We start from the raw sequence: 12298 nt of genomic DNA, 5'->3' as shown, positions 1-12298 counted from the left end.
CAGCGGGGCGGCCGACGGCGGTCGTGGCGGCCCGGGGTGGCCGTGCGCTGTCGGGAGGGGTACGCCGATGTCGTTCCAGGGTCTTCCTCCGGCGGTACGGGAGCGTCGGTCGGCGGTGGCGGGGGCACCCCTGTACTGCGACGCGCAGCAGTTCGGCCTTGAGGGTGACGGGGTGACGAACGACCAGCCGGCGCTCGCCGCGCTGGTGGACCGGCTCGGGGACGGGTACGTCGCCGACGGCCGGGCCCGGATCATCTACTGCCCTCCGGGGCTCTACTCGATCCGGGACGCGGGGACCATCTGGCGCAGCGGGGTGTCGCTGATCGGTGCCGGTCCGGGGGTGACCCGTTTTCTGCTGAGCAACGAGGGCAACCGGGCCGAGCCCACCCCGTTGGCCTTCTGGACGACCGTGCAGCACGGGGCGGACCGGGACCGGCACATCGCCGACTGCACCTTCGCCGACTTCGAGATCGACGGCTCGGGGGTGGCGATGGCCGAGTACAGCTACCTGGCCAAGGGGTTGGGGTTGCAGTACGTGGTGCGGGGGCAGTTCCGCAACCTCTACATCCACCACACCGCCGCCACCGGGTTGGGCTGCGACTTCCTCCAGGACAGCGTGATCGATTCGGTGGTGGTTGTCGGGTGCGGCAGGTTGGACAACGGCGAGGAGATGGGGGGCGCGGGCATCGGTGTCGGGATCGGCGGGTGGGGGGCCGTCGAGCGGTTGACCATCGCCAACTGCACCACAGTCGGCAACGGCACGAACGGGATCTTCCTGGAGTTGCAGAAGGACACCTGGGTTCCGCCCCGTGGGTACCGGATCATCGGCTGTCACAGTCAGGGCAACCGGTTCGGCATCTCCGACTGGGGTGCCGACGGGCTGATCGTCACCGCCTGCACGATGATCGGCAACCTGGAGGCCGGGTTCGACGTCTCCGCCGAGGGGACCTCCGGGGTCGCCGGTCGGGGCGGGCTGGTCACCGACTGCGTCATCGACGGCAACGTCCGCGACGGGGTGAGCGTGGGGAACACCCCCGGGCCGTACACGGTGCGCGGGAACCGGATCACCGACAACGGGGCGTACGGCTTCCACCAGCACAACCTCAGCCACGGTACGGGTTTCCGGGGGCCGGCAGGCGAGGTGGTGATCGAGGGCAACGACTTCTGGGGCAACGGGTTGGACGCCATCCGGGTCGACCAGCCGATGTCGGACGCCATGATCGTGGACAACCGGATCCGCAACAACGGCAGGCAGTGTGCGGGTGCGGCCGAAGGGGGCGGCGAGTCGGTCCGCTACAGCGACAGGTACGTGGTGGACCGGAGGGCGGACTGGCCGCACGACGGTCACCGGGGCAAGGTGCTGCGGGTGGGGGAGCGGGTCGCCGTGGTGGCCGCCAACACCGGCACCGAGCTGACCCTGGCCCCGGTCCGGCCGGGGGCGGACTCGGCGTGGAGCGGGGACACCCCGTCGCCGGGCACCCGCTACGAGCTGCCCGCCGCGCCGCAGACCCGGGCCGGGATCACCGTCAACGCCGCCGTCGACCAGGCCACCGTCCGGGGCAACCGGATCTGGGACAACAACGAGGTACGCACCCAGAGCCACGGCCTGTGGATCACCGATCGGGGCAGTTGTGTGGGGTGCCGGGTCGAGGACAACGATCTCGGTGGCAACGCCGAGGCCGCGACCCGTCTGGACACCCCTCCGGTGGGTGGCCGCTGGGACCGCAACCACGTCGACCAGGACTGGTCCTGACCCCTTCGCCCCACCGTCCGCCCTGACCCCTTCGCCCCGTCGTCCGCCCTGATCCCTTCGCCCCACCGTCCGCCCTGATCCCTTCGCGCAACGTCGCCCGCCCGGCCGGCACCCGAGTGGGTCGTGGCGGTCCGCCCTGCGCCGAATCCCGTGCCGGACGGCGGGTGGGATCGGACGAGTGGGCACCGGGGTCCCTCGCCGCCCGTCGTTCGTGAAAGGAGTCGTCGGGGGCCTCCCCGCTCCCGCAGGACGAAACCGGATAATTGTCGCCAATGATCGTCGTGGGTAAATGTGACAAAAGTTCGGCGGCGTTACCCCTCACCTGGTGACAATGTCCAGGTGAGCAGCGGAAACGGGGGGACGCTATGCGATTGAAGCGGCGGTTGGGACTGCTGACGGTGGCGATCGTGGTGGCACCGACGGCGGTTGCCGGATGCACCACGGAACGGAAGTCCGTCGAACGGGCCGAACAGCGGGCGAATCCGCCGGAGGTGACGAGTGTGACACCGGCGGACCGGGCGCGGGACATTCCGGTCAGCGCCGAGGTGGGGGCCACCGTCACCGACGGCCGGATCACTGCCGTCAAGATCACCGACGACAGGGGTGGGAAGGTCGCCGCCGAGCCCCGGGAGGACGGCTCCACCTGGGTACCCACGAAACCGTTGGAGCCCAGGCGGAAGTACACCGCCGAGGTGACGGCGACCGGTGACTCCGGCCGGACCAGTACCCGCCGGACGACGTTCACCACAATGGCGGAATCGACCCGTCCGGCGGTGACGAGTGTGCTGTATTTCGCCGGTAACCGGACGTACGGCACGGCGATGCCGGTGACTGTGGCATTCGACCCGCCGATCGCCGAGAAGGACCGCGCCGACGTGCAACGGCGACTGTTCGTCCGGACGAACCCGCCGCAGCCCGGCGTCTGGTCCTGGATCCCCGACGGCAGTCAGGTCTACTACCGGGCACCGGAGTTCTGGCGTCCCGGCACCACGATCAGTGTCCGCTCGGCTCTGGAGGGCCTGCCGATCGGCAGGGAGAAGGTGGGGGACGCCGACCGTACCGCCACGTCGACGATCGGCAGGCAGGTCTCGTTGGAGGTCGACAACGCCACCAAGCAGATGTCGGTGTTCCGCGACGGCAAGCTGGTACGCCGGATCCCGGTGAGCCTCGGCAAGCCGAGCACCCCCAGCTCCAGCGGCAAGATGGTGATCATGGAGAAGCACGAGTACACCACCTTCGACACCCGGGGGGAGCCCGACGGCGGGTACGTCGTCGACGTCGAGGACGCCCAGCGCTACACCTGGGGTGGCGAGTTCATCCACGCCGCTCCCTGGTCCGAGGGGGACCAGGGCAACACCAACGTCTCCCACGGCTGCGCCAACGTGTCGTCGAGCGCTGCTGACTGGCTGATGGGGGTGACCCAGGTCGGTGACCTGATCGAGGTCAAGGGCACCGAGGTCCAGCTCCAGCCCGGCAACGGCTGGACGGCCTGGAACGTCACCTGGGACGAGTACGTCAGGGGCAGCGCCCTGCCGGTGCCGGCGGGTCTGGGTGCCCCGGGCGGCTCGCAGGGGCAGGGTCGGCTCGGGGGCGGGTCCCCGGCACCGGCACCGTCGGGCAGCGGCGGCTGAGGTCCACGCGGCGTGGGCGCCCCCGCTGCGGCGCGACCCCTGACCCGGATCGGGACCGGTGTCATCCCTGGGGATGAGAGGGTGCAGGTCAGGGTCTTACCCTGGGCGGACCCGGATTCGGTCGACGGAGGGGTGGAACTGTCGTAGTCCGGCGGTAGGTTCGGAGCATGGCAGAGCGCAGTGAGCGGTTCGACGTGCGGATCGCCGTCGGCGAGCACGCGGTGAACATGTGGGCGGTCGGTGAGATCGACATCGCCACCGTGGGGCAGCTGCGTGGGGCGCTCTGGGCTGCTCCGGTCCGGCCGGTGCTGTGGCTGGATCTGTCCGGCGTGCGACTGCTCGCCGCCACCGGGGTGCGGGCGCTGGTCGCCGCGCACCTGCGGATCCGGGCCCGGGGCGGTGAGCTGGTCCTCGTCGATCCGGATCCGGTGGTGGCGCGGGTGCTGCGGGCCACCGGGCTGCACCGGGTGATGCGGGTCCAGTCGGGTGCGACGCCGACGGGGGGCGGCGCGCTGCTGGCCGCCTGACGGGGGAGCGGGGACCGGCACCGTGCGGTGCGTGGGGCGTCGTCCCGGGCACCCCGCCGGTCGGCCCCGTTCCGGCGGTCCGACCGGCCTCGGGGTGGCCACCGCCGTGGCGGGGCCACCCCGAGGCCGGATCCGAGTCGATCAGCGTACGTCGAGCAGGTCGACCACGAAGACCAGCGTCTCGCCCGGCTTGATCACGCCGCCGGCACCCTGGTTGCCGTAGCCCAGGTGCGCCGGGATGGTCAGCCGCCGCCGGCCGCCGACCCGCATGCCGACGACCCCCTGGTCCCAGCCGGCGATGACCCGGCCGCCCCCCAGCGGGAACTCGAACGGCTGTCCCCGGTTCCACGAGGCGTCGAACTCGGCGCCGGTGGAGTGGGCGACCCCGACGTAGTGCACCCGCGCCGTCTGACCGGCACGCGCCTCCGCTCCCTCACCGACGGTGATGTCCTCGATCACCAGGTCGGCCGGGGGCGCACCCTCGATCGGGCCTACCTCGGGCTTGTCCATGTGTGGCCTCCTGCTCGATAGATCGTTGCCGTCACCGTCGATCCTGCCGGATAGCGATCCGCTGATCTCCCCCGGTACCCGTCACCACCAAGGACGGTGGGCGTCACCTGGGGTGACGCCCACCGTCGCGGGGGGAGGGAACCGGTACCGTTCATCGCAGCCAGGGCAGCCGCCGCACCAGGGGGAGACCGGCCCAGAACCGGCCGAGGCCGAGGGTGTCGCCCGCGTTGACCAGGGTCAGCCCGGCGAGGAGGGCGGCGTGGATCAGGTGCTCGTCCATGAAGGGGTTGGTCTCCGGAGGCAGGACGACGGTCCACATCATCACGTAGAGCAACCCTCCGGCGACCGCGGCGACCCGCATCCCGATGCCGAGCATCAGCGCCGTTCCGATCCCGGCCAGGCCGGCCATGAACAGCCAGTCCGCCCAGGCGGCCCCGGCGATGCCCTGGTAGAGCCCGGCGAAGGGGCCGGTAGCGCCGAAGGTGAGGAAGCCCTGCGTCGGGCTGCCGCCGTTCACCCAGGCGTTCTCCGCCGGGGTGGCGAACCCGAGGCCGAAGGTCTTGTCCAGGAAGGCCCAGAGGAACGTCCAGCCCAGGGCCAGTCGGATCGCGGCGAAGACGAACCGTGCGGCCCGCGTACCAGGCCGTTCGCGCCCGGCCGCCTCGGCTGCGCCCCGCCCGGTGCCGGTGGTGGCGGTGGTCCGCCCGGTGGTGGCGGTCATGGTCTCCACGTCCTCTCCTGTGCCGGCCACCGCACCTCGGCGGTGGCAGTTCCATTGGACGCCGGTCCGGCGGTCCCGGGCAGGGCCGACCGGGCCCGTCCCGACCGGGACCTTCGACCCCTCAGGCACCGGGCCGGGTGCCTCTGCCGACGACCGGGCGGGGTCCGTAGCGTCGGCCTCGACGAGGGCCGGGAGGAACTGATGCGCACGTGGCAGGTGGGTGAGGTGATGACCGGTGACGTCGTGTCGGTGCTCGCGGTCCGCGACGGGCTGGTCTCGGTCCAGGTGCGCGACGGGGCCGTCACGCTGACCGGTCGGCTCGACCAGCGCACCGACGTCGAGGTGGCCGGTTCTCCGCACCGGGCGGCTCAGGGCTGGTCCTCTGCACCGGGCGGCACGACCCGGTGCTTCAGGGGCTGGTCACCGGCCGGGCGAGCTGGTCGGCGAGCACGGCCGGGGCCTGCGCCAGCGACGGGCCGTACCAGGTGAGGTGCCGCCCGCTGACCAGCGCGCAGGGGACGCCGGGGAAGGCCTGCGGGCCGTCGTCCGCCGTGAACAGGTACGGCTCGTCGGGCAGGACCACCAGGTCGGGTCGCCGACCCCGCAGATCCGCCAGGTCGGGCCGGGGGTACCGGTCGGGGTCGGTGGCGTAGAGGTTCGTCACCCCGAGCCGGTGCAGCACGTCACCGGCGAAGGTGTCGGAGCCGAGCACCACCCACGGCCGTCGCCAGACCGGGACCACCGCCCGACGGCCGACCGCCGGGTCGGGCGGCGGCAGCGCGGACCAGGCCCGCCGGGCCGCCACCAACCACCCCGGTTCCTCGGGTACGCCGAGCGCGGCGAGCAGGTCGGCCAGTTCGGTCAGCGCCTGCGGCACCGTACGCGGATAGGTGACCCGGACCGGGATCCCGGCGGCGGTGAGGGCCCCGGCGTCCTCGCGCCGGTTCTCCTCCACGTTGAGCAGCACCAGGTCCGGCCGCAGGTCGAGCACCCGTTCCAGGTCGGGGTACTTGCTCCCGCCGACCCTGGGGACGTCCAGGTCGGCCGGGTGGGTGCACCAGTCCGTGGCCCCGACGAGCACCTCCGGGCGGGTCCGGGCCACCGCCTCGGTCAGTGACGGCACCAACGACACCACCCGCACCGTCCACCTCCGCTGCTGTGCCGACCCGCTCGCGGCGAGGTCGACCGGTCCGCCGTGCCGGGTCAGTCCATCGGCGGGGCGGCGGCCAGGGTGGCCACCGGGACATCCTCCCGCACCGCCCACCGCAGCGCCTGCCGGACCTCGGCCACCGGCAGCGGTCGGCGCGCCGTCACCGCCACGACGGTGTGGACGGCGAAGCTGACGAACGGGTACGACCGGGTCTGCCCGGCGACCGACTCGTGCAGCCGTTGGGCGGCGGCGACCGCCTCCTCCTCGGAGCGGGCCGGCAGGATCAACAGGTACTCCCGGTCGGCGAGGCGTACCGCCCGGTCGGCGGGGCCGAGCACGCCGGTGAGGACCCCGAGCACGGCCTGCGCCTCCCGGGCCGCCCCGCGCCGGACCACCCGGTCGGCGGCACCGGCCGACTCGCCCAGGCTCACCCCGATCAGCGCCACCGGCAGCACCCCCGAGGCGGTCACCGCGTCCGCCCCGATCCAGTGCGCCATGCCCGCCTCGTCGAGGATCCGGACCGACTCGTCGGCCGCGTCGGGTCGACGGCCGGGGGTCGGCACGGTGCGGTACGCCCGGTCGGCCCGTCCGGCGAGCAGCCGGGCCGCCGCGTCGACCCGGGCCTCACCTGGGGCGGCCGGCAGGTCCCGGACCCGGCGTACCGTCTCGTCCACCGCCGCGCGGGCGTCGGCGGGCAGCCGGTCGGCGAGCACCTCCCGCAACCGCAGCACCTCGTGCAGGGCCTCGTCGCGGCGCAGGCTCCACCAGGCGTCGAAGAGCCGTCCTGACTCCACTGTGGACGCATCGGACGCCACCTCGACGCGGTCCCGGGCCACCAGGACACCGCCGAAGCGGGGGGTCAACGCCACCACGGTCCACTCCCGGGCCAGGTCGTCGCTCTCGTCGAGGGACACCGCGTACGCCCCCGGGGGAGGCAGCACCGGGTCGGCCCCGACCAGACCGACGACTGTCGCCGCCGCCCGCGCCGCGATCCGCTCGTACCGTCGTCGCTCCCTGTCGAAGTACGGCAGCCGCTGGAACAGGGCGAACACCACCAGCGGGCCGTCTTCTGCGGTGGCCGACGCGGCCCGTTCGATCGCGTGCGAGACGGTGACCAGGCTGCGCTTGCTCAACTGTTCGGGTACCGGTCCACTCTGCCGCACCCCGCGAGCCTAGCCGTAGCCGGTGAGCCGGATCGGCGGCCCGGGGCGTACGGCGACTGCCTGCGGACGTCGGTCGCATTCCGGTGACGCGTCGACCCCCGGACGGACGACGGCCTGTCACCGTGACGACGCCTTCGGCAACCGATGGAAATTCCTCACAGATTCCGGAGAACCGGTTGAACCCTCGTCGGCGTGGGGCCGTACTCCTGCGCGAATGAACACGATCTTCCCCCGCGTCCGCCGGCGTGGGGCGACGGTGCGGAAAGGGCATCGTCGGTCATCGACATGCGACCGGAGGTGTCGCAGTGTCCTCGACGTGGTGTCCCCACCCGAATTCCCGTCGGTCCGCCGAGGGCACGAGTCAACTACCGGATCGAGAAGGAGAGCAATTCGATGCGCAGGTCCACACGGGCGCGACGGTCATCCGGTAACGCGCGGAGCAAGCGGCTGGTGGCCGTGGCCGGCACCCTTGCGGTCTTCGGCGGAATCGTCGCCGTGACCCAGATTTCGTCTGCGCAGGACCGGCCCGCGGTTAAGAAGCCGGTGGCTGCGGAGTGCGTGGCACCCCCGCAGGGGGCGGCCGACAGGAACGGCAGTGGCATCACCGTCAACGAGCAGAACGGCCGGGAGGTCCGCAACTACTGGGGCGACGGACAGATGTCAAAGGCCCAGTGCCAGTCGCTGCAGGCCGGCAACGCGATCGCGACGATCAGCTGCCCGGACCCCACCGACAGGTTGCCCCGGGAGATCCCGGCCCGGGCCCAGCGGGAGGTGTCGCGCAACCTCGCCCTGCTGACCACCCAGATCGAGGAGGCCAACCGGCGCCTGGCGGCCGAGGGCAGCAAGGGGCAGGGCTTCGTCGACAACGCGATCCTGGGGCCGCTGGCGGCCAAGCGGAAGGCGACGCTGGACCGGATCGCCATCGCCATCGGCCGGGTCGCCGAGCGCCCGCAGGGCCTCGCCGAGTTGGCGACCTGCCAGGTCGTCAACGTCAATCCCAACAACGGGAACAACAACGGCGGCAACAACGGCGGGAACAACAACGGCGGGAACAACGGGGGCAACAATCCCAACAACGGGCTGGACGTGCTCGCCCAGGACTGCGAGAGCAGCCGCCTGGAGGCGCACGACGGCTTCCAGCGCGGTGACCGGTGCGTCAGCACCTCCTTCGGCGAGGTCGGCAGCGCCGGCAACAACCCGTCCCTGCTGATCACCGAGTTCCCCGAGCAGGTGCAGGCCAACCAGGCGTTCACCCTGCGGGTCTCGACCCGCAACCTGGTGCGCGACCGGTTCCTCCCGGCCGGCCAGGGCGGCTACTACCTCGAGGGCTCGGTGCTCAACGGGGAGGGCCTGACCCGAGGCCACTTCCACAGCGCCTGCCGGATGCTCGGCGACACCGGCCAGGCACCGGACCCGGCGCCCGCGCCTGCGTTCTTCGTGGCCACCGAGGACGGGGCCGGTGGACGTAACCCGGACGAGGTCGCGATCCAGGTCCCGGGTCTGCCCCAGGCGGGCATCGCCCAGTGCGCGGTGTGGGCCGGTGACGGCTCCCACCGGGTGCCGATGATGGAGCGGGCCAACCAGACCCCCGCCTTCGACGTGGTGCGGATCCAGGTCGGCTAGTCGGACCGGTCACGCGCAGAAGCCGCCCGGGAACCGTCCCGGGCGGCTTCTGCGCGTCATGTCGCCGGTGCCCGCCGGGGACGGGGGACCGGCGTGAACGTCACACGAGGTCAGCGGTTCTTGTACGCCTCGACCACCGAGACCGGGATTCGACCCCGCTCGGAAATCTCGTGCCCGTTCTTGGCCGCCCATTCCCGGATCGCCCGGTTCTGCTCGCGGTCCATTCCGGTGATCGGACGGCCACCCCGGCGCCCCGGACGGCTGCTCTCGACCGGCCCGCGTCCGATCCTGCGGCCGGCATTGATGTACGGGTCGAGGGCCTTGCGCAGCATCCCCGCGTTCTCGTCGGAGACGTCGATCGTGTAGGTGACGCCGTCGAGGCTGAACTCGACGGTGCGGTCGGCCTTTCCGCCGTCGAGGTCGTCGGTCAGAACCGTGATTACTTTCCTTGCCATCGCCCATTACTCCCTGTGTGTGGCGGGTGTGGGTAAAAGTTTGACCCACCGGCGGGCAATACCGCAACAATATGCGTGCCTTCATTCGGCGGGTCGTCATTGCCGGGCTGTTAAGCCGTTCGTCACCTGTGGAAAGTGCCCGGTCAGGCGCTCCTCAATCACCCTGTGGGGTCGACCGGTCCGGCGAGTGCTCGCGTTCGCGCGCGACTCCCGAGCGTGAAACTTCCGCAACCGCGCTGCCCACTTTTGCTCATGCTTCTGTCCGTGAATTCGCAGCAGGTGCCGGAGCGGGTCGTACGGTAGGCCGACGAACTCCCACCGCGCGCGTGTCCCGGGTCACAGCGAGGAACAAGGAGGCCGGGCCGTGGACTTGAGTCAGACACGCTCAAGTCAACCTGATGGCAGGTGTCCGATGGCAACTCTTCCGGTACTACCCCTGACCGACGCCGTCCTGCTGCCCGGGATGGTCGTCCCGGTGACCCTCGACCCGAGCACCCAGGCCGCCGTCGACGCCGCCCGCGCCACCGGCGACCAGCGGCTGCTCGCCGTACCCCGCATCGACGGGGAGTACGGCCCGGTCGGCACCGTCGCCACCATCGAGAAGCTCGGCCGGTTGCCCGACGGCGAACCCGCCGCTGTCGTGAGAGGCCTCACCCGAGCCCGGATCGGGTCCGGCGTACCCGGCCCCGGCGCCGCGCTCTGGGTCGAGGCGGCGACAGTGACCGAACCCGCCCCGGCCGGACGGGCCCGGGAACTCGCCCGCGAGTACCGCGCCCTGATGACCTCCGTGCTGCAACAGCGGGGGGCGTGGCAGGTCGTCGACGCCATGGAGCGGATGACCGACCTGTCCGAGCTGGCCGACTCCGCCGGGTACGCGCCCTGGCTCACCCTGGCGCAGAAGACCGACCTGCTCACCGCCCCGGACGTCACCTCCCGGCTGGAACTGCTCGTCGGGTGGGTCCGTGAGCACCTCGCCGAGCAGGAGGTCACCGAACGGATCAACACCGACGTCCGGGAGGGGCTGGAGAAGTCCCAACGGGAGTTCCTGCTGCGTCAGCAGCTCGCCGCCATCCGCAAGGAACTCGGCGAGGAGGAGCCGGACGGTTCCGCCGACTACCGCGCCCGTGTCGAGGACGCCGACCTTCCGGAGAAGGTCCGCGAGGCGGCACTGCGTGAGGTCGGCAAGCTGGAACGGGCCAGTGACGCCTCACCGGAGGCGGGCTGGATCCGTACCTGGTTGGACACGGTCCTGGAGATGCCGTGGAACGTCCGTACCGAGGACGACACCGACCTGGCCGCGGCGCGCGCCGTGCTCGACGCCGACCACGCCGGCCTCGCCGACGTCAAGGACCGGATCCTGGAGTACCTCGCCGTGCGCAACCGGCGCGCCGAACGTGACCTCGGGGTGGTCGGCGGACGCGGCTCCGGCGCGGTCCTCGCCCTGGCCGGCCCGCCCGGCGTCGGCAAGACCAGCCTCGGTGAGTCCGTCGCCCGGGCCCTCGGTCGCAACTTCGTCAGGGTCTCCCTCGGCGGCGTCCGTGACGAGGCCGAGATCCGCGGGCACCGGCGCACCTACGTCGGGGCGCTGCCCGGCCGGATCGTCCGGGCGTTGCGGGAGGCCGGTTCGACGAATCCGGTGGTCCTCCTCGACGAGGTGGACAAGCTCGCCGTCGGTTACGCCGGTGACCCGGCCGCCGCCCTGCTGGAGGTGCTCGACCCGGCGCAGAACCACACCTTCCGGGACCACTACCTGGAGGTCGACCTCGACCTGTCCGACGTGCTCTTCCTGGCCACCGCCAACGTGGTGGAGGCGATCCCCGGCCCCCTGCTGGACCGGATGGAACTGGTCGCCCTGGACGGGTACACCGAGGACGAGAAGGTGGCCATCGCCCGTGACCATTTGCTGCCCCGGCAGCGGGAACGGGCCGGACTCACCGCCGACGAGGTCACAGTCACCGACGCCGCACTCGCCCGGATCGCGGGGGAGTACACCCGGGAGGCCGGTGTACGGCAGCTGGAGCGGTCCCTGGCGAAGATCCTGCGCAAGGTGACAGTGGCGCTGTCCACCGACAGCGACCCGGTCCGGGTCGACGTCGAGGACCTGACCCGCTACCTGGGCCGACCCAAGCACACCCCGGAGTCGGCCGAGCGTACCGCCGTGCCCGGTGTCGCCACCGGGCTGGCTGTCACCGGCGCCGGTGGGGACGTCCTGTTCGTCGAGGCGTCCAGCATGGAGGGCGAGCCGGGGTTGACCCTGACCGGTCAGCTCGGGGAGGTGATGAAGGAGTCCGCCCACATCGCCCTGTCCTACCTGCGGTCGAACGGGCGGCGGCTCGGGCTCGACCCCAACGCCCACGCCGGTCGACGGATCCACCTGCACGTGCCGGCGGGCGCGGTCCCCAAGGACGGCCCCAGCGCCGGTGTCACGATGGTCACCGCGCTGGCCTCGTTGGCCGGTGGCAGGCCGGTCCGCCCCGAGTTCGGGATGACCGGCGAGGTGACCCTCTCCGGCCGGGTGCTACCCGTCGGCGGGGTGAAGCAGAAGCTGCTCGCCGCCCACCGGGCCGGGCTCACCGAGGTCGTCGTCCCGGAACGCAACGAGCCGGACCTAGACGACCTTCCCACCGAGGTACGGCAGGCGCTCACCATCCACACCCTCGCCGACGTCGCCGACGTGCTCGCCCTGGCGCTGCGCCCGGCAGACGCCGAGACCCCCACCGCAGACCCCCTCACCGTCGCCTGAGCCCGTCCGGACGGGTCCCGCC

At 72.0% G+C, this 12298-nt stretch carries 10 protein-coding genes; 5 read left to right on the top strand and 5 right to left on the bottom strand.

The window, feature by feature from the left end:
- The first annotated feature begins 67 nt into the window (after nucleotides 1–67).
- The 3 genes from ABT336_RS19160 to ABT336_RS19150 all read left to right on the top strand — a co-directional run bounded on the left by ABT336_RS19160 (nucleotide 68) and on the right by ABT336_RS19150 (nucleotide 3911).
- Complete coding sequence (locus ABT336_RS19160) at nucleotides 68–1753, top strand: right-handed parallel beta-helix repeat-containing protein (protein WP_350897973.1); 1686 nt, start codon at nucleotides 68–70, stop codon at nucleotides 1751–1753.
- A gap of 365 nt (nucleotides 1754–2118) precedes the next feature.
- Nucleotides 2119–3384, top strand: coding sequence for a L,D-transpeptidase (locus ABT336_RS19155; protein WP_350897972.1), 1266 nt, complete (start codon nucleotides 2119–2121; stop codon nucleotides 3382–3384).
- A gap of 167 nt (nucleotides 3385–3551) precedes the next feature.
- The gene (locus ABT336_RS19150) at nucleotides 3552–3911 is read left to right on the top strand and encodes an STAS domain-containing protein (protein ID WP_350897971.1); all 360 of its coding nucleotides are present in this window, start codon (nucleotides 3552–3554) and stop codon (nucleotides 3909–3911) included.
- 141 nt (nucleotides 3912–4052) lie between these two features.
- On the opposite strand, the gene ABT336_RS19145 is transcribed toward ABT336_RS19150, so the two are convergent.
- The 4 genes from ABT336_RS19145 to ABT336_RS19130 all read right to left on the bottom strand — a co-directional run bounded on the left by ABT336_RS19145 (nucleotide 4053) and on the right by ABT336_RS19130 (nucleotide 7455).
- Nucleotides 4053–4421, bottom strand: coding sequence for an FKBP-type peptidyl-prolyl cis-trans isomerase (locus ABT336_RS19145; protein ID WP_350897970.1), 369 nt, complete (start codon nucleotides 4419–4421; stop codon nucleotides 4053–4055).
- A gap of 151 nt (nucleotides 4422–4572) precedes the next feature.
- The gene (locus ABT336_RS19140; protein ID WP_502891208.1) at nucleotides 4573–5151 is read right to left on the bottom strand and encodes a hypothetical protein; all 579 of its coding nucleotides are present in this window, start codon (nucleotides 5149–5151) and stop codon (nucleotides 4573–4575) included.
- 400 nt (nucleotides 5152–5551) lie between these two features.
- The gene (locus ABT336_RS19135; RefSeq protein WP_350897969.1) at nucleotides 5552–6283 is read right to left on the bottom strand and encodes a helical backbone metal receptor; all 732 of its coding nucleotides are present in this window, start codon (nucleotides 6281–6283) and stop codon (nucleotides 5552–5554) included.
- A gap of 62 nt (nucleotides 6284–6345) precedes the next feature.
- Nucleotides 6346–7455: a DICT sensory domain-containing protein gene (locus ABT336_RS19130; protein ID WP_350897968.1), complete on the bottom strand. Its 1110-nt coding sequence runs from the start codon at nucleotides 7453–7455 to the stop codon at nucleotides 6346–6348.
- Nucleotides 7456–7848: 393 nt separating this feature from the next.
- Between ABT336_RS19130 and ABT336_RS19125 the strand changes: the two genes are divergently transcribed.
- Nucleotides 7849–9078: a hypothetical protein gene (locus tag ABT336_RS19125; RefSeq protein WP_350897967.1), complete on the top strand. Its 1230-nt coding sequence runs from the start codon at nucleotides 7849–7851 to the stop codon at nucleotides 9076–9078.
- A 110-nt stretch (nucleotides 9079–9188) separates the two neighbouring features.
- Here ABT336_RS19125 and ABT336_RS19120 read toward each other — a convergent pair whose 3' ends face one another.
- On the bottom strand, nucleotides 9189–9533 hold the full coding sequence (locus ABT336_RS19120; RefSeq protein WP_350897966.1) for a histone-like nucleoid-structuring protein Lsr2: 345 nt from the start codon (nucleotides 9531–9533) through the stop codon (nucleotides 9189–9191).
- Between the two features lie 412 nt (nucleotides 9534–9945).
- On the opposite strand from ABT336_RS19120, the gene lon reads away from it, so the two are divergent.
- Nucleotides 9946–12276, top strand: a complete 2331-nt coding sequence (gene lon, locus ABT336_RS19115; RefSeq protein ID WP_350897965.1) for an endopeptidase La — start codon at nucleotides 9946–9948, stop codon at nucleotides 12274–12276.
- Nucleotides 12277–12298 lie beyond the last annotated feature (22 nt).

It is taken from the genome of Micromonospora sp. NPDC000207 (genome assembly GCF_040300925.1).
Classification (GTDB): domain Bacteria; phylum Actinomycetota; class Actinomycetes; order Mycobacteriales; family Micromonosporaceae; genus Micromonospora.
The sequence above is the reverse complement of the archived record's forward strand: the minus strand, read 5'-3'. Positions and strand labels throughout refer to the sequence as shown.

Coding starts and splice junctions, on each gene's coding strand:
- ABT336_RS19160 (WP_350897973.1), top strand. CDS start 68: ATGTCGTTCCAGGGTCTTCCTCCGGCGGTACGGGAGCGTCGGTCGGCG.
- ABT336_RS19155 (WP_350897972.1), top strand. CDS start 2,119: ATGCGATTGAAGCGGCGGTTGGGACTGCTGACGGTGGCGATCGTGGTG.
- ABT336_RS19150 (WP_350897971.1), top strand. CDS start 3,552: ATGGCAGAGCGCAGTGAGCGGTTCGACGTGCGGATCGCCGTCGGCGAG.
- ABT336_RS19145 (WP_350897970.1), bottom strand. CDS start 4,421: ATGGACAAGCCCGAGGTAGGCCCGATCGAGGGTGCGCCCCCGGCCGAC.
- ABT336_RS19125 (WP_350897967.1), top strand. CDS start 7,849: ATGCGCAGGTCCACACGGGCGCGACGGTCATCCGGTAACGCGCGGAGC.
- ABT336_RS19120 (WP_350897966.1), bottom strand. CDS start 9,533: ATGGCAAGGAAAGTAATCACGGTTCTGACCGACGACCTCGACGGCGGA.
- lon (WP_350897965.1), top strand. CDS start 9,946: ATGGCAACTCTTCCGGTACTACCCCTGACCGACGCCGTCCTGCTGCCC.